The sequence below is a fragment of the Streptomyces sp. NPDC107559 genome (assembly GCF_055657365.1).
Map to the genome: position 1 here is coordinate 1149415 of NZ_JBVKBD010000001.1, position 18918 is coordinate 1168332.

General features: G+C 73.4%; 19 protein-coding genes and 1 riboswitch. Of the genes, 9 read left to right on the forward strand and 10 right to left on the reverse strand.

Annotated elements, in window-relative coordinates:
* Positions 1 to 29: 29 nt before the first annotated feature.
* Positions 30 to 509 carry a bacterioferritin gene (bfr, locus tag ACZ7OY_RS04915; RefSeq protein ID WP_471910051.1) on the reverse strand — a complete coding sequence of 160 codons (480 nt, stop codon included), beginning with the start codon at positions 507 to 509 and terminating at the stop codon, positions 30 to 32.
* Positions 510 to 684: 175 nt separating this feature from the next.
* Here bfr and ACZ7OY_RS04920 point away from each other — a divergent pair, with 175 nt between their 5' ends.
* Entirely contained in the window at positions 685 to 1317 is a 633-nt protein-coding gene (locus tag ACZ7OY_RS04920; protein WP_471910052.1) for a sulfite oxidase-like oxidoreductase, read from the forward strand.
* A gap of 31 nt (positions 1318 to 1348) precedes the next feature.
* Here ACZ7OY_RS04920 and ACZ7OY_RS04925 read toward each other — a convergent pair whose 3' ends face one another.
* Positions 1349 to 2227, reverse strand: a complete 879-nt coding sequence (locus ACZ7OY_RS04925; RefSeq protein WP_471910053.1) for a deoxyribonuclease IV — start codon at positions 2225 to 2227, stop codon at positions 1349 to 1351.
* Positions 2228 to 2366: 139 nt separating this feature from the next.
* Here ACZ7OY_RS04925 and pknB point away from each other — a divergent pair, with 139 nt between their 5' ends.
* Entirely contained in the window at positions 2367 to 4295 is a 1929-nt protein-coding gene (gene pknB / locus ACZ7OY_RS04930) for a Stk1 family PASTA domain-containing Ser/Thr kinase (protein WP_471910054.1), read from the forward strand.
* Positions 4296 to 4451: 156 nt separating this feature from the next.
* On the opposite strand, the gene ACZ7OY_RS04935 is transcribed toward pknB, so the two are convergent.
* The 3 genes from ACZ7OY_RS04935 to thiO all read right to left on the reverse strand — a co-directional run bounded on the left by ACZ7OY_RS04935 (position 4452) and on the right by thiO (position 6643).
* A complete protein-coding gene (locus ACZ7OY_RS04935) occupies positions 4452 to 5246 on the reverse strand; it encodes a thiazole synthase (RefSeq protein ID WP_471910055.1) in 795 nt (264 codons plus the stop codon).
* A gap of 3 nt (positions 5247 to 5249) precedes the next feature.
* The gene (thiS, locus tag ACZ7OY_RS04940; protein ID WP_471910056.1) at positions 5250 to 5480 is read right to left on the reverse strand and encodes a sulfur carrier protein ThiS; all 231 of its coding nucleotides are present in this window, start codon (positions 5478 to 5480) and stop codon (positions 5250 to 5252) included.
* Complete coding sequence (gene thiO / locus ACZ7OY_RS04945; RefSeq protein WP_471910057.1) at positions 5477 to 6643, reverse strand: glycine oxidase ThiO; 1167 nt, start codon at positions 6641 to 6643, stop codon at positions 5477 to 5479. The genes thiS and thiO overlap by 4 nt, the downstream gene beginning before the upstream one ends.
* Positions 6641 to 6752, reverse strand: a riboswitch (TPP riboswitch). (Overlaps the previous gene by 3 nt.)
* A gap of 52 nt (positions 6753 to 6804) precedes the next feature.
* Between thiO and ACZ7OY_RS04950 the strand changes: the two genes are divergently transcribed.
* The 6 genes from ACZ7OY_RS04950 to ACZ7OY_RS04975 all read left to right on the forward strand — a co-directional run bounded on the left by ACZ7OY_RS04950 (position 6805) and on the right by ACZ7OY_RS04975 (position 11750).
* On the forward strand, positions 6805 to 7149 hold the full coding sequence (locus tag ACZ7OY_RS04950; RefSeq protein WP_471910058.1) for an avidin-fold protein: 345 nt from the start codon (positions 6805 to 6807) through the stop codon (positions 7147 to 7149).
* 48 nt (positions 7150 to 7197) lie between these two features.
* Positions 7198 to 8454 (forward strand): NAD(P)/FAD-dependent oxidoreductase, encoded by a 1257-nt coding sequence (locus tag ACZ7OY_RS04955; RefSeq protein WP_471910059.1) that lies wholly within the window; start codon positions 7198 to 7200, stop codon positions 8452 to 8454.
* Positions 8455 to 8510: 56 nt separating this feature from the next.
* Complete coding sequence (locus ACZ7OY_RS04960) at positions 8511 to 8876, forward strand: Rv2175c family DNA-binding protein (RefSeq protein ID WP_005478255.1); 366 nt, start codon at positions 8511 to 8513, stop codon at positions 8874 to 8876.
* Positions 8877 to 8987: 111 nt separating this feature from the next.
* Positions 8988 to 9644 (forward strand): thiamine phosphate synthase, encoded by a 657-nt coding sequence (gene thiE, locus ACZ7OY_RS04965; RefSeq protein WP_471910060.1) that lies wholly within the window; start codon positions 8988 to 8990, stop codon positions 9642 to 9644.
* A 115-nt stretch (positions 9645 to 9759) separates the two neighbouring features.
* Entirely contained in the window at positions 9760 to 10683 is a 924-nt protein-coding gene (gene metF / locus ACZ7OY_RS04970; protein ID WP_471910061.1) for a methylenetetrahydrofolate reductase [NAD(P)H], read from the forward strand.
* Between the two features lie 56 nt (positions 10684 to 10739).
* A complete protein-coding gene (locus tag ACZ7OY_RS04975; protein ID WP_471910062.1) occupies positions 10740 to 11750 on the forward strand; it encodes an SCO2102 family sporulation regulator in 1011 nt (336 codons plus the stop codon).
* A gap of 37 nt (positions 11751 to 11787) precedes the next feature.
* Here the strand turns inward: ACZ7OY_RS04975 and ACZ7OY_RS04980 are convergent, their stop codons facing one another.
* From ACZ7OY_RS04980 to ACZ7OY_RS05000, 5 genes are all read right to left on the reverse strand, one after another.
* Complete coding sequence (locus ACZ7OY_RS04980) at positions 11788 to 13281, reverse strand: phytoene desaturase family protein (protein WP_471910063.1); 1494 nt, start codon at positions 13279 to 13281, stop codon at positions 11788 to 11790.
* A 62-nt stretch (positions 13282 to 13343) separates the two neighbouring features.
* Positions 13344 to 13979 carry a DUF4126 domain-containing protein gene (locus ACZ7OY_RS04985; RefSeq protein WP_471910064.1) on the reverse strand — a complete coding sequence of 212 codons (636 nt, stop codon included), beginning with the start codon at positions 13977 to 13979 and terminating at the stop codon, positions 13344 to 13346.
* Positions 13980 to 14407: 428 nt separating this feature from the next.
* A complete protein-coding gene (locus ACZ7OY_RS04990; protein ID WP_471910065.1) occupies positions 14408 to 15037 on the reverse strand; it encodes a TetR/AcrR family transcriptional regulator in 630 nt (209 codons plus the stop codon).
* A gap of 47 nt (positions 15038 to 15084) precedes the next feature.
* Positions 15085 to 17169 carry a YhgE/Pip family protein gene (locus ACZ7OY_RS04995; RefSeq protein ID WP_471910066.1) on the reverse strand — a complete coding sequence of 695 codons (2085 nt, stop codon included), beginning with the start codon at positions 17167 to 17169 and terminating at the stop codon, positions 15085 to 15087.
* Positions 17141 to 18061: an ATP-binding cassette domain-containing protein gene (locus ACZ7OY_RS05000; protein WP_471910067.1), complete on the reverse strand. Its 921-nt coding sequence runs from the start codon at positions 18059 to 18061 to the stop codon at positions 17141 to 17143. Before ACZ7OY_RS05000 ends, ACZ7OY_RS04995 begins: the two co-directional genes overlap by 29 nt.
* Before the next feature lie 166 nt (positions 18062 to 18227).
* On the opposite strand from ACZ7OY_RS05000, the gene ACZ7OY_RS05005 reads away from it, so the two are divergent.
* Complete coding sequence (locus tag ACZ7OY_RS05005) at positions 18228 to 18746, forward strand: SAV_6107 family HEPN domain-containing protein (protein ID WP_471910068.1); 519 nt, start codon at positions 18228 to 18230, stop codon at positions 18744 to 18746.
* The last annotated feature ends 172 nt before the right edge of the window (positions 18747 to 18918 follow it).

The following is an 18918-nucleotide window of genomic DNA, read 5'->3' on the forward strand; positions in this document are numbered from 1 at the left end:
GGAGCCGGACGGGCCCCGGTGCCGCGGCCCTAGCTCTCCGGCTGCTCGATGAGCTGCGCGAGGTAGAGCGCCTCACCGAGCTTCTCCACCAGCTCCAGCTGGGTGTCGAGGTAGTCGATGTGGTGCTCCTCGTCCTCCAGGATCGACTCGAAGATGTTGGCCGACGTGATGTCGCCCTTCTCGCGCATCACCTTGATGCCGCGCTTGAGCCGATCGATCGCCTCCACCTCGATCTGCCGGTCGGCCTCGAACATCTCCTTGACGGTCTGGCCCACCCGCACGTGGAACAGGCGCTGGTAGTTCGGCAGCCCGTCGAGGAACAGGATCCGGTCGGTGAGCACCTCGGCGTGCTTCATCTCGTCGAACGACTCGTGCCGCGTGTACTTCGCGAGCTTCGTCCAGCCGAAGTTGTCCTGCATCTTCGCGTGCAGGAAGTACTGGTTGATCGCGGTGAGCTCGCCGGTGAGCTGCTCGTTCAGGAACTCGATGACCTCGGGGTCGCCCTGCATCGCGTCAGGCTCCTTCCACGTGGGGGAACTGCTGTGGTTGCGGCCGCATGATTGCACCGCCGTAGAAGATCGTCCAGTAAGTGCGTACTTAGTAAGTAAGTGCATGCTTAGTACGTTTTGGGAGGCTTTATTCCCTTGGTCATGGGCACTGTCCGGGGTCTGTCAGGATGGAGGCATGGGTCATCCGGTGGAGTGCGAATCAGGCGAAGCGGCACGTTCCGAGCTTCCGCCGGGACAGCGGATCCAGCGCGGCTGGCCCGTCACGCACTACGGACCGGTACCCAAGTTCCGACCCGAGCGCTGGGAGTTCAGGGTCTTCGGGGCCACCGCCGACGGTGACAAGAGCTGCTGGAACCACGAGGAGCTGACGGCCCTGCCGTACACCACCGTCGTGGCCGATCTGCACTGCGTGACGAAGTTCAGCATGCTCGGCGCCGAGTGGGGCGGAGTCCCCGCGCGCGCCATCCTGGACCTCGCCCCGCCCGCGCCGGCTGTCACCCATGTGATGGTGTGGGCGGAGTACGGCTTCAGCTCCAACCTGCGGCTGGCGGACTTCGCCGCCGAGCGCACCATCTTCGCCACCCACAAGGACGGCGAGCTGCTCACGGCGGAACACGGCTTCCCGCTCCGCCTGGTCGTCCCGCACCTGTACGCCTGGAAGGGCCCCAAGTGGGTCCGCGGTGTGGAGTACATGACCGCCGACCGCCGCGGCTTCTGGGAGGAGCGCGGCTACCACAACATCGGCGACCCCTGGCAGGAGCAGCGCTACTCGTACCAGGAGAAGCCCGGGGACGGCCCCGAGCTCTGAGAGCTCCGAGCCCCGAGTTCCGAGCCCCGGGTCAGCAGTCGCGGAGTTTCTTCAGCCGCTCCACGTCGGCCGCGTGCCCTTCCTTGCCGCCCGGCGTCTCGATGATCAGCGGCACCCCCGCCGTCGCGGGGTGGTTCATCAGCGCCCGGAACGGCTCCTCGCCTATGTGACCGGCGCCGATGTTCTCGTGCCGGTCCTTGTGGGCACCGGCCACGTCCTTGGAGTCGTTGGCGTGGATCAGCCTCAGCCGGCCCTCGCCGACGGTGTCCACCAGCAGGTCCAGGGTGCGGTGCATCCCGTCCGGGCCGGTCAGGTCGTGACCGGCCGCGAAGATGTGGCAGGTGTCCAGGCACACGCCCAGCTTCGGATGGGCGTCCAGCGCCTCGAAGTACGGCCCGAAGTCCCAGGTCCGGGAGCAGAGCGAGGAGCCCTGGCCCGCGGTCGACTCCAGCAGCAGGTACGGGTCGTCGTCGTGGGTGAGCTCCTCCAGCAGCGGCAGGAGGTGTTCCCGTACCTGCCGCAGGGCCACGGACCGCTCCCGCCCGCCGGTCGCGCTCCCGGTGTGCACGACCACGCCGAGCGCGCCGATCTCCCGCCCGCGCCGCAGCGAGTGCCGCAGGGACTCCACGGACCGCTCCACGGTCGCCTCGGTGTGCGAGCCGAAGTTGATCAGGTACGGGGCGTGCACGTACGCGGGGATCGACCCGGCCGCGCAGGCCGCGCGGAACTCCTCGTCCTGCCGCGGGCTGCCGGACGGGGTGGCCCAGCCGCGCGGGTTGGCGACGAAGACCTGCACGGCCTCCGCCCCCAGGTCGCGGGCGTACGCCAGCCCCACCGAGTTCAGGCCGCCGGCCACGGGGACGTGACCGCCGACGGGGTTGCGGGAGGGGCCGGACTGCTCGTGTCTCACCTGTTCAGGGTGTCATGGCGCCGGCTGTGCCCCGGCACCGGCCGCACCCCTTCCGCGAAGCGTCACAGGTCAGCTTCAGTACCACCCGATACCGGGCTTCCGCAGGAGGTCCGCGCGCGACGGCTCGTAGACTCGGCTCGTGGATACGACCCTTCAGGACCCCCTCGTCGGCCAGGTGCTCGACGGCCGGTACCGCGTCGACGCGCGGATCGCCGTCGGCGGGATGGCCACGGTCTACCGGGCCGTGGACACCCGCCTGGACCGCGTCCTCGCGCTCAAGGTGATGCACCCGACGCTCGCGGTGGACGGCTCCTTCGTCGAACGGTTCATCCGGGAGGCGAAGTCCGTCGCACGGCTCGCGCACCCCAACGTCGTCCAGGTCTTCGACCAGGGCACCGACGGGTCGTACGTGTACCTCGCCATGGAGTACGTGGCCGGCTGCACCCTGCGTGACGTGCTGCGCGAGCGCGGGGCGCTGCAACCGCGGGCCGCCCTGGACATCCTGGAGCCGGTGCTGGCCGCGCTGGGCGCCGCCCACCGGGCCGGGTTCGTGCACCGGGACATGAAGCCCGAGAACGTCCTCATAGGGGACGACGGGCGGGTCAAGGTCGCCGACTTCGGGCTGGTGCGGTCCGTGGACACGGTCACCAACACCACGGGGACGGTGCTGGGCACCGTCTCGTACCTCGCGCCCGAGCAGATAGAGAACGGCACCGCCGATCCACGTGTCGACGTGTACGCGTGCGGTGTCGTCCTGTACGAGATGCTGACCGGCGACCGGCCGCACGAGGGGGACTCCCCCGCCGTGGTGCTCTACAAGCACCTCCACGAGGACGTGCCGCCGCCCTCGGCCGTCGTGCCGGGGCTGCCGTACCCGCTGGACGAGCTGGTCGCGACGGCCACCGCGCGCACCCCGGACGTCCGGCCCCACGACGCCGTGGACATGCTGGCCGAGCTGCGCCGGACCCGGGAGGCGCTGAGCGACGACCAGCTCGACGCGCTGCCGCCGCAGGCGGTGGCGCCGTCGCACGACAACGCCGAGGACCGTACGAGCGTCATCCCGCGGTCACTGACCGTGCCGCGGCCGCTGCCCGTCAACGAGGACGACGAGCCCGGGGCGGGCTTCCAGCGCACCAGCAGGCTCCAGAGCCCGCCGCCGCTCCCGCCGCGCCGGGAGGCCTCCGGGGCCCGGCGGCTCGCCCTGGTCGTCGCGGCCGTGCTGGTGGTGTTCGGTGTCGGCACCGGCGTCTGGTACATCAACTCCGGCCAGTTCACCAAGGTCCCGCCGCTGCTGGCGAAGACCGAGGCGCAGGCCAGGAACCGGCTGGAGGCGGCCGGGCTGAAGGTCGGCACGGTCAAGGAGGCCTACAGCGACACCGTCGAGCGCGGCACGGTCATCGGCACGGATCCCGCGCCGGGGGCGCGCATCCGCGACCACGACGCCGTCACGATCACGCTGTCCAAGGGCCCGGAGACGGTGAAGGTGCCGGACCTCGCGGGATACCGGCTGGACAAGGCGCGGGCGGTGCTGAAGGACAGCGGGCTGGAGCCGGGCCTGGTCACCCGCGCGTTCAGCGACGACGTGCCCCGGGGCTTCGTGATCGCCACCGACCCGCAGCCGGGTGCGACCCGGCACTCCGGTGCGGCGGTCGCCCTCACGGTCAGCAAGGGCAGCCCGGTGGACGTGCCGGACGTGACCGGTCAGGACCTGGCGGACGCCAGGGCCGCACTGACGGAGGCGGGCCTGAAGGCGGAGATCGCCACCACCCGGGTCAACTCGGAGTACGACGCCGGGCAGGTCGCGGCGCAGAGCCCGGCCGCCGACGGCCAGGCGGCCGAGGGCGACACGGTGACGCTGACGCTGTCCAAGGGCCCGGAGATGGTCGCGGTCCCGGACGTGGTCGGCGCCGGTGTCGACGACGCCAGGAGCCGGCTGGAGGCCGCCGGATTCCAGGTCGAGGAGGACCGGGGCCTGCTCGGTCTGTTCGGCGACACGGTCAAGAAGCAGTCGGTGAAGGCCGGCGACAAGGCGCCCAAGGGATCGACGGTCACGATCACCATCCGGTGACCGCAGCCGCCGACCCCTCCCGTGGACCGGCCCGCCGACCCCTCCCGTGGACCGGCCCGCCGGGCCCGGGGGACCGGCGCAGAACAGCGGGCGGGGGCCAACCCCCGCCCCGCGCGGTGTCCCGGGCGGGTTGCGGGCGTCCCGCTCGTTGTGGCGTCAGAAGGCAGGACGCTCGGGGTCGAGTGCGGCCAGTCCGGATGTCGGTGACGACGCCTGGGCGAAGTGCCGTCGGGGGATCCGGCCGGCCAGCCGGGCCAGCCGCCCCGCCTCCACCCCGTACCGCATGGCGGCGGCCATCCGCACCGGCTCCTGCGCCCGGGTCACCGCCGAGGCGAGCATCACCCCGGCGCACCCCAGCTCCATCGCCAGCGCCACGTCCGACGCCGTACCGGCGCCCGCGTCGAGGATCACCGGCACCTGCGCCTGCTCGACGATCAGCTGGAAGTTGTGCGGGTTGCGGATCCCGAGCCCCGACCCGATCGGCGACCCGAGCGGCATGACCGCGGCGCACCCCACGTCCTGGAGTTTGCGCGCCAGCACCGGATCGTCGTTCGTGTACGGCAGCACCGTGAACCCGTCGTCCACCAGCGTCTCCGCCGCGTCCAGCAGCTCGACCGGGTCCGGCAGCAGGGTCCGCTCGTCGGCGACGACCTCCAGCTTGACCAGGTCGGTGCCGAGCGCCTCCCGGGCCAGCCGCGCGGTCAGCACGGCCTCGCCCGCGGTGAAGCAACCGGCCGTGTTCGGCAGCACCCGGATCCCGAGCCGCTCCAGCACCGACAGCACGGATCCGTGCACCGAGGCGTCCACCCGCCGCATCGCGACCGTGGTCAGCTCGGTGCCGGAGGCGACCAGCGCGCGTTCCAGCACGTCGAGGCTGGGCGCACCGCCCGTACCCATGATCAGCCGGGACGAGTACGACGTACCGCCGAGGACGAAGGGATCGTCGGCCATGGGTCAGCCTCCCTGGACGGCGGTGAGGACCTCGACCCGGTCGCCCTCGGACAGGGCCGTGACCGGCCACTGCCCACGCGGGACGACGGTCTCGTTGACCGCGGCGGCCACGCCGGACGGCGCCTCGGTGAGCGTGCGCACCAGGACGTCGAGGGCCGTGCCGGCCGCGATCAGCCGGGGCTCCCCGTTGACGGAGACGGTGACGGCGGGGGCGGGAGTGGCCGGGGTGCTCATACGGGCTGCTCCGTGAGTGCGGCGGCGGCGAACCGCCGGGGGGTGAAGGGACGTGCCTCGTCCGGCAGCGATCCGGTGGCCAGCGTGTGCGCGAGCACGTCACCGGTGACCGGGGTGAGCAGCACACCGTTGCGGTGGTGCCCGGTGGCCAGCAGCAGACCGTCCAGTCCGGCCGGGCCGAGCAGCGGTGCGTTGTCCGGGGAGGCGGGGCGCAGCCCGGCCCGGGTCTCGGTGAGCGGCAGCTCGGTCAGGCCCGGCACCAGCTCGTGCGCGTCGCGCAGCAGCTCGTACACGCCGCCCGCGGTCACCGTGGTGTCCCAGCCCAGCTCCTCGCTCGTCGCGCCGACGACCAGCTCGCCGTTCTCCCGCGGCACCAGGTAGACATGGCCCCCGCGCACCACGGCCCGTACGGTCCGGCTCAGGAAGGGCGCGTAACGGGGCGGCACGGCCAGCCGGAGCACCTGCCCCTTCACGGGCCGCACCGGCGGTCGTACGTCCGGCGGGAGCCCCGCGAGCCGCCCGCTGAGGCTGCCGGCCGCGAGCACCACCTGCCCCGCGGCCAGTGCCGTGCCCTCGCGGGTGACGATCCCCGCCGCCCGCTCCCGGGTGACCTCCAGCCGTTCGGCCCACTCCCGGTGGAACACCACCCCCGACCGCTCGCAGGCGGCCACCAGGGCGGCCGCCAGGCGTCGTGGATCGACCTGGTGGTCGCCGTCGACCCGCAGCCCGCCGCGCACACTCGGCGCGAGCATCGGCTCCAGCCGCCGGCACTCCCGTCCGGACAGCCACTCGGACTCCAGTCCCGACTGCCGCTGGAAGACGTGCAGTTCGCGCAGCTCGGCCCGGTCGTCGGCGTCCAGCGCCACGGCGAGCGTGCCGCAGCGGCGGTAACCGAGGTCGTGGCCGGTGCGGTCGGTGAGCTCCGCCGCGAAGTCCGGCCAGCGGCGGGCGGAGGCGAGGTTCAGGCCGAGCAGGGTCTGCTCGCCGTAGTGCAGTTCCGTGACGGCGGCCAGCATCCCGGCCGCCACCTGCGCGGCACCGCCGCCGGGCTCGGGATCCACCACGGCCGTGGCGAACCCGCGCTGCGCGGCCCGCCACGCCGTCACGAGTCCGATGATCCCGCCCCCCACGACGAGGACGTCTGACGTACGCGTAGGCGACATGGGCGTCCAGCCCCTCCCTTCGCCGGCATGACCCGGATCAGGTTCGTACGGTCGGAGGCCGCCAGCCTCCCTCTCAGCCCGGTGCGTCCGGGCTCCCGCGAGTGCTTTACGTTGACCACCCTAGCCCGACGCCGTAAGTCTCAGTAAGGGAGCCTTCGCCCATGGCCCGTTCGCTCGACGGTCTCGTCCTCGCCCCGGTGGCCGACCAGGCCGCGGGCCAGGTCGGCACCCGCACCCGGTTCACGTACCACGAGGAGGACGGCGCGATCTGGGCCGAGTACGCGGGCGGGGACGTCGTGCGCGGGCGGCTGGTGGGTACTCGTACGGGTGACCGGCTCGACTTCCGGTACGTCCAGCTGGTGCAGGACGGCACCACGTCGAGCGGGCACTGTGTGTCGACGGTCGTCGAACTCCCCGACGGCCGGGTGCGGCTGGAGGAGACCTGGGAGTGGGAGTCGCGGCCGGGCAGCGGGACCAGCGTGGTCGAGCAGCCGGAGCGCCGGTGACGGAGCCGCCCTCCGAGCGGCGGACGACCGGTTGTCTATGGTGATCGAGTGAGCGAGCAGACGCAGCAACGAGTGACCTCGGGACAGCGGCGCGTGGTCGTCGTCGGCGCGGGCATGGCCGGGGTGCAGACCGCGGTCGCCCTGCGGGAGCTGGGCTTCACCGGCGCGGTGACCGTGCTCGGCGCCGAGCCCCACCAGCCCTACGACCGGCCTCCGCTGTCCAAGGCCGTGCTGCTCGGCAAGGCCGAGGGCTCCGCCTTCGACGTCGAGTTCGAGGCGCTCGGCATCGAACTGCGCCTGGGCTGCGAGGTGTTGGGCGTCCGCCCGGACGACCGGGAGGTGGACACCGCCGGCTCCGGTACGGGCCGGGCCGCGGTGCCCTACGACGTCCTCGTCCTCGCCACCGGCGCCGAACCGCTCCGGCTGCCCGGCACGGAGGGCGTGCCCGGCGTGCACCTGCTGCGCACCCTCGACGACACCGCGCGGCTGCGGCCGGTACTGGCCCGGCAGCACGACATCGTGGTCGTCGGCGCGGGCTGGATCGGCGCGGAGTTCGCGACGGCCGCCCGGGAGGCGGGCTGCGCGGTGACGGTCGTCGAGGCGGCGGACCGTCCGCTGTCCGGCGCGCTGCCCGCCGAGGTGGCCGCCCCGATGACCGCCTGGTACGCCGACAGCGGCGCCGAGCTGCGCACCCACGCGCGCGTGGCGCACATCGAGCCCGGCGAGGTGGTGCTCGACGACGGTACCCGGCTGCCCGCGGGCGCGGTCGTGGTCGGGATCGGGGCCCGCCCCACCACGGATCTGCTGGCCGGCTCCGGCATCGCCCTCGGCCCGCACCGCGAGGTCCTGGCCGACGCCTGCCTGCGCACCTCCGTCCCCGACGTCTACGCGGTCGGCGACTGCGCCTCCTTCCCCTCGGGCAGGTACGGCGAGCGCCTGCTGGTCCACCACTGGGACAACGCCCTCCAGGGGCCGCGCACGGTCGCGGCGAACATCGTCGGCGACGCCACCGGCGAACCCCCCGTGCGCTACGACCCGGTGCCCTACTTCTGGTCCGAGCAGTTCGGGCGCTTCGTGCAGTACGCGGGCCACCACGCCGGCGCCGACACGACCGTGTGGCGCGGCGACCCCGCCGGTCCCGCGTGGACCGTGTGCTGGCTGCGCGGGAACCGCCTCGTCGCGCTGCTCGCCGTGGGGCGCCCCCGGGACCTGGCCCAGGGCCGGCGGCTGATCGAGGCCGGGGCGACGATGGACCCCGTGCTGCTGGAGGACCCCGCGCGACCGCTGAAGGCGGCGACGGCGTAGCCCGCCGGGGGCAGCCCGGCTGTGCACGGCCGGTCCGGGATGGCAGTCTTGAAGGCGTGACCGAGATTGACGCAAAGATTGATGCTCTCGTCCCCGCCTGGCTCACCCTTCCCGACATCGCCGAGATGCTCGACGTCGAGGTGACCCGGGTGCGGCAGCTGGTCAAGGAGGGCCAGCTCATCGCCGTACGCCGGGGCGAGAACCGGGCGCTGCACGTCCCCGCCGCCTTCATCGACGAGGACAAGGTCGTCAAGGGCCTGACCGGGACCCTGACACTGCTGCGGGACGACGGCTTCTCCGACGAGGAGATGCTGGAGTGGCTGTTCACTCCCGACCCGAGCCTGCCCGGCACCCCCGCTCAGGCCCTGAGCGAGAATCGCGGCACGGAGGTGAAGCGCCGCGCCCAGGCGCTCGCCGTCTGACCTGCTGATCCGAACAACCGTCCGACGTACGGCCGCGGCCCACGGCAGTGGTGCACCGCGGCCGTACGCCATCGCACACCGCCCCGCCAGGGGCTCCGGGGGGACCCACGCATGCCCGACACCGCCGCCACCGCACGCGCCGCGCTCGCCGACGCCCGCCTCTACCTCTGCACGGACGCCCGGAAGGAGCAGGGCGACCTCCCGGAGTTCCTGGACGCGGTCCTGGCCGGCGGGGTCGACATCGTGCAGCTGCGCGACAAGGGCATGGAGGCGGCCGAGGAGCTGGACCATCTGGCGGTCCTCGCCGACGCCTGCGCCCGGCACGGCAAGCTGCTCGCGGTCAACGACCGCGCGGACGTCGCCCACGCCGCCGGGGCCCGGGTGCTCCACCTCGGCCAGGGCGACCTCCCGGTCCCCGCCGCCCGCGCGATCCTCGGCGACGACGTCCTCGTGGGCCGCTCCACGCACTCCGCGGCCGAGGCGGAGGCCGCCGCCGGCCAGGACGGCGTTGACTACTTCTGCACCGGCCCCTGCTGGCCGACGCCCACCAAGCCCGGACGCCACGCGCCCGGCCTCGGCCTGGTGCGCCACACCGCCGCCCTCGGCACCGGCCGTCCCTGGTTCGCGATCGGCGGCATCGACCTCGGCAACCTCGACGAGGTGCTCGACGCGGGCGCCCGCCGGGTCGTCGTGGTACGGGCGATCACCGGGGCGGACGACCCGGGCGCGGCGGCGGCGGAGTTCGCCGAGCGGCTGCGCAAGGCGTGACGTCCCGGGCGCCGCCGGACGGCGCCCTGTCCAAGGGGTGGACAACAAGTCGACAATTCGGGCAAATTTCCCGCATTCGGTTGGGTGTCCGCCGCCCCCTGGCTAACCTGCGGGTATGGCCCTTGGAACCGCGTCCACCCGGACCGACCGCGCGCGTACCGTGCGCGACATGCTCGCCACCGGCAAGACGGTCCACTCCTTCGAGTTCTGGGCCCCGAAGACGGAGAAGGGCGAGCGCAACCTGTGGAACGCGCTGCGCCGGGTCGAGGCGGTCGCCCCGGACTTCGTCTCCGTGACGTACGGCGCGGGCGGTTCCACCCGCTCCGGCACCGTGCGGGCGACCGAGCAGATCGCCTCGGACACCACCCTCACCCCGGTCGCCCACCTCACCGCGGTCGACCACTCCGTCGCGGAGCTGCGCAACATCATCGGCCAGTACGCCGACGCCGGGATCCGCAACATGCTCGCGGTGCGCGGCGACCCGCCCGGCGACCCCATGGCCGACTGGGTGCCGCATCCGCAGGGACTGACCTACGCCGCCGAACTCGTCCAGCTCATCAAGGAGTCCGGCGACTTCTGCGTGGGCGTGGCCGCCTTCCCGGAGATGCACCCGCGCTCCGCCGACTGGGAGTCCGACGTCGCGCACTTCGTCGACAAGTGCCGGGCCGGCGCCGACTACGCCATCACGCAGATGTTCTTCGAACCGGAGTCGTACCTGCGGCTGCGCGACCGGGTGGAGGCGGCCGGCTGCGCGACCCCGGTGATCCCCGAGGTCATGCCGGTCACCAGCGTCAAGATGCTGGAACGACTGCCACAATTGAGCAACGCCGCGATCCCGGAAACCCTGAAAGAGCGGATCCTCACAGCGAAAGAGGATCCGGCCGCTGTACGCTCCATTGGCATCGAATACGCCACGGAGTTCTGCGCGCGGCTTCAGGCCGAGGGAGTGCCCGGACTGCACTTCATCACGCTCAACAACTCCACGGCTACGCTGGAAATCTACGAGAATCTGGGTCTGCACCACCCACCGCAGGCCTAGACCGGCCGTACCCAGATACGACACACTGCGTAGCGGCCACTGGGAGAGGGGCGTACATGGGCTGGACGGTCCTCTACATCGCGTTCGGCATCGTCGCACTGTGGCTGCTCGGCGAGGTGCTGTTGCAGTACAAGGCGCGGCTGCGCTGGCGGCTGCTCGCCTTCGGCGGCTTCCTCGGCGTCGTGCTGGGTGTGCTCATCCCGTCCGTGATCGTGATCGGACTGGGCGCCGCCGCCTTCGCGGTCGGCCAGACCTACGTCACCCTGTCGTTCCGGCGCGGCTTCGCGGCCGGCTGGGCGGTCAAGCGTCCGGACGAGGACGAGGACGACGACGGCATCGGCGCCGTCGCGGGCTTCGCGCGCCGCCGCGGCCGGGGGGAGCAGGACCCGGACCTGGACGTCGCCGGCCCGGAGGGCCCCGAGGACGGCTACGACGACGGTGACCGCGCCGACGACCGGGAGGCGTACGAGCCGGAGAAGGCGGCCTACCTCCAGGACGACGGCTACGAGCGCGACGACGTGTTCACCGGGGACCGCTCCGGCGGGCCCGCGGCCGCCGAGACCACAGCGGTGTACGAGCCGCAGCCGATGCCCGACGACACCGGCTCCTACGGCGTCTACAACAACAACTCCTACGCCGCGGGCGGCCAGCCCCAGGACCAGTACGCCACGGCCGCCCAGGGCGCCGACCAGTCGTACTCCTACGACGGCTACTCCGGCTACCAGCAGTACGGCTACGACACCACCGGCCAGCAGCAGTACGCGGCCTACTCCGACCCGTACATCGGCACCCAGACCTACGACGGCGGCACCTCGTACGACACCTCCGGCTACGGCGTCCAGTACGGCCAGCAGCACTACGGCCAGGACCAGTACGCCGGCGGCTACGGCGGCGAGACCCCGGCCGGCGGGGTGTGGGTGCCGCAGCAGCGCAGCACCGACGGCCAGTACGGCGGCGAACTCCCGCAGGAGCAGCAGCAGTACCCGTACCAGGGCGACGGCCAGCAGCAGGGCAACGGCCAGCAGCAGGGCAACGGCAACGGTTACGACGAGCAGTACCGTTTCTGACGGCCCGGGGGCCGGCCGGCCCCCGGGGCCACGGCCCTCACTGCGAGCCCCGGAAGTCCGGCCCCTCCACGATCAGTCCGGCGACCAGCGCGCCCGACATCCCGGCGTGCGGGAGCCCCCCGCCGGGATGCGACCGGCCGCCCACCCGGTACAGCCCCGGCAGCGCGGTGACGTTGGACGCCCGCAGGAAGCGGCCGGCACCGGCGGCCAGCGCGGGGGCGCCGAGCGCGCCGAACCCTGACCCCGTCCCCTCGTCCCCGGCGCCCGGGGCGCGCACCTCGCGCCACAGCAGTCGCTCGCGCAGCCCGGGCACGGCCTGCTCGGCGGCCTCGACGAGCAGGTCCGCGAACCACTCCTCGGCACCCTGCGCACCGGGCGGCGACATGGCCGACAGCACCACGGACTCGTGCTCCCCGTCGGGGCGCAGGGCGGGGTCGTCCGGCCGCAGCACCGTCACGGTGGGCCGCGCCGGCTCGTCCGTGGCGCGGTGCAGGCGGTCCAGCTCGGCCGTGCGGTCGGGGGCGTGCACCACCGTCCGGTGTACGGCATCGGCCCCGGGGCGCCCGCGCAGCGCCAGGAACACCGTGAACCGACCGGGACCGGACCCGGCCGCGGGCCGCAGGTCCTCGGGCCCGTACAGCTCGTGCCCGGTCATGGCGCTCAACCGCTCGGGCGCCACCCCCGCCACCACGTGGTCCGCCTCCGCCACCGACCCGTCGGCCAGCTCCACCCCCGCGGCCCGCCCGTCCTTGTCCAGGATCCGGCGGACCTCGGCCTCGAACACGAACTCGACCCGGCGTTCCAGACACCGCTCGTACACCGCGCGCGCCAGCTCGCGCATGCCACCGCGGACGTACCAGGTGCCGAAGGCGTGCTCCATGTACGGCAGCACGGCCGCGCTCGCCGGGGTGTCCCGCGGGTCCAGGCCGTAGCCGAGGGCGTGGCTCTCCAGGAGCGCGATGAGCCGGGGGTCGCGCAGTTCCCACGCGCCGATCTCGGCGAGCGTGCCGGCCTGCCGGGTGCGCAGCAGCCGCTTGTGCGGGACCGCCGGGTAGGGCTCACGCTCGGCCAGCACCGCCCAGTCGGCCCACAGGGGCTCCTCCAGCAGCGGCCGGCGGGTGCGGTCCCAGGCCTCGCGGGCCCGCACCAGGAAGTCGCCCCAGCGCTGCCCGGCACCCGCCCCGAGGGCCAGGTCCAGGGCGGAGACGACGCCGGCGCGGGAGGCGTTGGGCAGCGAGACCTCCGAGCCGTCCGCGAAGACGTGCCGCGCGGACGGGTCGACCTGGACCAGCTCGACGCACTCCTCCAGCGGCGCTCTGCCGGTCTTGACGAACAGGTCCCGGTAGACCGCGGGCACCGGCAGCAGGCCGGGACCGGTGTCGAAGCCGAACCCGTCCCGCTCGAAGCGGCGCACCGCACCGCCGTACGTCCGCGTCCGCTCGTACACCGCCACCCGGTGGCCCGCGACGGCCAGCCGGGCAGCGGCCGCCATCGCGCCCATCCCGGCGCCGATCACCGCAATCCGTGCCATGCCTGCGACTTTATCGACCGCCACCGACAGTCCGGTCCGCGGCCGGTCGGTCCGGCGGCCGGTCAGTCCGGCGGCCGTCCCGGGCGCGCGACCGGCCCGAGCTCCTCGCGACCGAGCCGGCGTTCCTCGCGCCGCTGGGCCCGGCGGCGCAGGAACCGCCGGATCCGCGAGACCAGGAGGAACAGCACGACCAGTCCCGCCAGCAGCAGCGCACCCGCGACGATCGCCGCGGGCAGCGGGTGGAACATCGCGAACGTGACGATCCCGGCGACCCCGAGATCCTCGGCCATGCTCACGATCAGGTTGCTGAACGGCTCGGGCGAGGTGTTCACCGCCATCCGCGTCCCGGCCTTGACGGTGTGGCCGGCCAGCGCCGTCGAACCGCCGACCAGCCCCCCGACCACGTCGGAGAGCGAACCGCTGTGCCCGGCGAGCAGCGCGCCGACCCAGGCGCCGACGACCGGCCGGACCAGCGTGTGCACCGAGTCCCAGGCGGTGTCCACGTACGGGATCTTGTCGGCGACCGCCTCGCACAGGAACAGCGCGCCCGCCACGGCGAGCACCTCGGGCCGCTGGAGGGCCGCGGGGATCTCGTCGCTCACCCCGGTCGCGCCGAAGACGCCGAGCAGGAGCACCAGCGCGTAGGCGTTGATGCCACTGGCCCAGCCGCTGGTGAACACCAGAGGGAGTACGGACACGTCCGCGATCGTAGCCATGCGGGGACGGCACGTCATGGGCGCAGGTGCGCAGGACTGAGTACCTGTACCTAGCGGGCGAGATGAGTACGCGCGCGGATGGGGCGCGACCTGCGGGAACGAGAGAGTGGAGGCACGGGAAGGGGCCAGGGTCCGGCACCGCCGACACGGGGCGGCGGAACGGTCCGGCCCTCGACCGCTCCTTCCGCCGACCCGGTCGGCGGGAGCGAGACACGGGGGATCCCGGGGGAACGACCGAACGGGGAACCGACGGGCGAGCACGGGGACACGGGAAACACGGGGGTACGGCGAAGTGCCGGTCCGGAACGGCCGCGGGGGGACGCGGCCGGGACGGACCGGCACTTTCGTGTGCGGCGTGCGGCGGGGGCGGCACCCAGGCCGCGTGCGGCGGGGGCGGTGCCGGACGGGCGTCAGCGGCCGCCGCTGACCCGGCCCTGGAGCAGCCGGGACAGTGCCGCGTGCACGTCGTCCAGCGACCGCTCCGGCTGGAACGCCTTCCAGTCCAGGGCAGCGACCAGCACCATGCCGACCAGCGCGGCCGCGGTCAGCTGCACGTCGATCTCGTCGCTGAACTCGCCGCCCTCGATGCCCTCGCGCAGCACGCCCTCGACGACGGCCACCGCCTGCTGCCGGACCACCATGAGCGTCGACTGCCAGGCCCGGTTGGTCCGCCACAGCTCGGCCACGTACAGCTGGGTGAAGGCCGGGTAGCGGTCGATGAAGACGAGCCCGGCGCGGATCATCGCGTCCAGGGCGTCGACCTTCGTGCCGCCCTCGCGCTCGGTGCGCACGGCCGCGTCCCGCAGGGACGCGGCCAGCAGTCCCACGCCGTGCCGCAGCAACTCCTCGAAGAGGACCGACTTGCTCGCGAAGTTGTAGTAGACCGTGCCCTTGGCGACCCCGGCACGCTCGGCGATCTCGTCCACCGTGGTGGCGGAGAAGCCCTGCTCGGCGATGAGCGTGACGGCGGCCTCGTAGAGCTTCTGCCGGGTGGCCTCGCGGCGCGTGCTGCCGCCCGACGTGGCGCTGCTGCTTTCCATGGCGTCGATTCTCACAGCAACCGGGGCCCGGACCGGTCCCCGGGGGATCACAGGGTCAGCTCCGGGTGCAGCCGGTCGAGCGTCCACACCTGGCGGCGGCGCGCCGACAGCGCGGTCAGCGCGAGGGCACCCGCGGTGAACGCGGCGAGCACGGCGCACGCCTGCCACACCGGGCCCAGACCGCCGCCGGTGATGAGCCGCCTCAGGGCCGCGACGACGTAACTCATCGGCAGGAAGGGGTGGATCGCGTCGAAGAAGCGGGGACTGGTCTGTACGGGGTACGTGCCGCCCGCGGACGTCAGCTGGAGCATCAGCAGGGCCAGGACGAGGATCCGGCCCGCCGCGCCGAAGCGCGCGTTGAGCCACTGCACGAGCGCCGCGAAGCACGCCGACACCAGGAACAGGAAGCCGACGGTCCCGGCCGCCCGGGTCATCTCCAGCCCGATCGCCCAGTGCAGCACGGCCATCAGGGCCGTCGTCTGGAGCACGCCGACCGCGACCACGGGCAGCCAGCCGGCCAGCGCGATCCGCCAGGCCGGGGCGCCCGCGGCGAGCGCGCGCCGGTTCATCGGCGGGATCAGCATGTACGCCACCATCGCGCCGACCCACAGGGACAGCGGGATGAAGTACGGGGCGAACCCGGTGCCGTAGTTGGGCGCCTTGTGCAGGTTCTGCGAGGCCAGCTTGACCGGGTCGGCCATGACCCCGGTGCGCCGGTCGCGGTCCTGCTCGTCGTAGTCGGGGATCCGCGCGGCGCCGTCGTGCAGGCCGCCGGCCAGGGTGCCGGAGCCGTCGACGAGCTTGTACATGCCGCCGCTCAGGTCGTCGGCGCCCGAGCCGAGCCGGCCGACACCCGCGTCGAGGTCGCTCGCGCCGGTCCGGGCGGTGCCGAGTCCGGTGTACAGCCGCTTCGCCCCGGCGGCGACCCGGGCGGCGCCGGTGTTCAGCTTGTCGATCTTGGAGACGGCGTCGTCGAGGTCCTCGGAGAGATGCGGCGCGCGGTCGGCGAGCGCCCGGGCCTGCTTCTGGAGCAGGGCGAGCTGCGCGTCGAGCTTCTTCAGGTCGCTGTTCTGGTCGGCGATCAGGGTGTTGAGGTCGTCGGCGATCGACGCCACGTCGGCGGCGGCCTCCTGGGCCTTCTTCAGATCGGCGCAGGCGGCGTCGGGCAGCACCGGGGCCGCGCAGCGCCGCTCGTAGACGTCGTGCAGGGTGTCCGAGGCCGCGTGGGCGCCGTCGGCGGCGGCCGGAGCCGTCTTGACCAGGACGCCGAGGTTGCGGCGGATCGCGCCCGCCGAGTCGGCGACCAGCCGGGCGGTGTCCCCGATGGTCTTCTCGTTGTCCGCGACGAACGGGCCCACCGTGCCCGCGATGCCGTCGACCCGGTCGGCCAGCGCCTGGGTGCCCTCGGCGACCTGCCGCGAGCCGTCCGCCAGGTCGCCCGCGCCCGAGTCGAGCTTCTTCAGGCCCCGGGCCAGCTCGGTGCTGCCGGTGCGGGCGTCCGCCAGCCCGTCGGCGAGGTCCTTCGAGCCCTGCTCGGCCTTGCCGATGCCGTGCTTGAGCCGGTCGGCGCCGTCGGCCGCCTTCACCGTCTGCCCGTGGATGTCGGAGAACGAGACGAAGATCCGGTCCAGGAAGGACCGCGACGCCTTCGTCGACGCCGCCGTGCGCACCTCGGCGAACACCGTCCGCGAGATCTGCCCGACGATGTAGTTGTTCGCGTCGTTCGTGCGCACCTGGAGCGCGCCCGTCTCGGGGGAGTCGCCCGAACTGGAGGCGATACGACGGCTGAGGTCGGCGGGCATGGTCAGCGACAGGTAGTACGTGCCGTCCTCCACGCCCGCGCGTGCCTCGGCGGCGCTCACCTCGTGCCACTCGAACGTCCTGCTGTCGCGCAGCCCCTCGGTGAGGTCGTGGCCCGTGTCGATCCGCTTTCCGCCGACCCGGGTTCCCTCGTCCTCGTTCACCAGGGCCACGGGGACGCGGTCGAGCCGGCTGTACGGGTCCCAGAACGAGCACAGGTAGAGCGCGCCGTACAGCAGCGGCAGCAGCAGAAGCGCGACCAGGGCGGCGCAGGGGAGCTTGCCCCGGCGGAAGCGGCGGAGCTCAAGAGCGGCCAGTCTCGGCGAGCGCATCGGCCGCCTCCTTCTTCGCTTGGGGGTCGGTTCCGGGGCTGGATTCCGGGTCGGTTTCCGCCTCGGACTCCGGGTCGGTTTCGGGGTCGGTTTCGGGATCCGCGTCGGGATCCGTGTCGGTGTCGGTGTCGGGATCCGTGTCGGTGTCGGTCCCGGGGCCGGTCCGCGCGTCGGGGCCGGGCGCCGCGGTGGAGGCCGGCCGGGCGGAGACGGCCGTCGTGCCCTCGGGGGCCTCGCTGCACACCGCGACGACCGTGGTCCCGGCGTCGGCGAGGGACCTCAACAGTCCCCACACGTCTGCCCGTTCGGCCACGGAGAGCTTGAGGTCGGTGTCGTCGACGCCCAGCAGGCGGGGCCGTCCGATCAGCGCCAGCGCGACGGACAGACGCAGCGCCTCCAGCCGCTCCAGGTCGCGTACGGCGGTACGCGAGCCCTTGGGCAGGGTCGCCGGGTCCAGGCCCGCGGCGGCCAGCGCGGTGTCGACGCGCAGCCGCTCCTCGGCCGACCGCTCCGCCCGGGGGCGCAGCAGCCCGCGCAAGGAGTCCCCGAACCGCCGCTGGAGCAGCGCCCGTTCGTGCAGATGTTCGCCGACGGTCAGGGCGGGGTCCAGGTCGGTGACACCCGGCACGTTCGCCAGCGCCGCGAGCCGGCGCACCCCCGCCGACTGCTTCGGCAGCCGTGCCCCGCCCACGGTCGCCGTGCCCCGCGTTGCCTTCATCCGCCCGGTGAGCGCGAGCAGCAGGCTGGTGCGGCCCGACCCGGACGGTCCCTCGATCGCGATCAGTGCGCCCGGCTCCGCCTCGACCGAGACCCCGCGGAACGCCCAGCCGCGGGGGCCCTCGAGCCCGAAGTCCCGGGCCGTGACGGCGGCGCCGTCCCCGGCTCCCCCCATGCCCATCCCGTCCATCCCCAATTTTTTTGAACTGACTGGTCAGTGCAAAAACTAACCCGAACCTTCGCTCGAAGCAAAAGCCCAGGTCGGAACGGATTGTCAGTGGCATACCGCACGATGGGCACATACGGCCACAGTGCCGTCACCAGACGACAGGAGGTTCGTCATGGCCAGCTCGAACGCAGCAGCCGCCCACCGGCGCCGCGCCACCGGCCCTGCCCCCTCACTGACCGGACCGGCGAGCGACGTGCACCCCGTGCTGCGCCGGACCACGGCCCCGCCCGCCGCCCTCGACCTGCTCGCCCAGGCCCGTGCCGGACTCGACGAGGCCGCCGTCCTGGAAACACCGAACGAGCGCTATGCGACGGCCCACCTCGCCGCCCTGCGCACCGCCGCCGCCGTGCTCGCCGCGCGCGGCCGCCCGGAGTCCAACCCCCGGCGCCGGGCCAGGATCCGCAGCGCCTGGGAAGTGCTCCCCGAGATCGCGCCCGAACTCACCGAGTGGAGCGCGCTGTTCGCCGCCGGGGCCCGGCGGCGCGCCCGGGCCGAGGCGGGCATCCAGGGGGCCGCCGGCCGCCGGGACGCCGACGACCTGATACGCGACGTGGCGATGTTCGTCCGCATCGTCGAACGGCTGCTGGTGCTCCAGCCGGTGCTTCCGCAGGCACGCCAGGACGCGGGATGACCGGCGCCGTACCGGCCGCTCCGGACTGGTGGGCCGGGCCTCGGACCTCCCGCGCGGCGCGCTGCCGTCGGGAGCCCGTGCGGGGCCCGGCCGGCATGCGGTCCGATGACCGGGGGAGGGGTCCGAGGCAATAGGGTGGACAACGCCTGAAGCCGTCCCGCCGCCCGCGCAC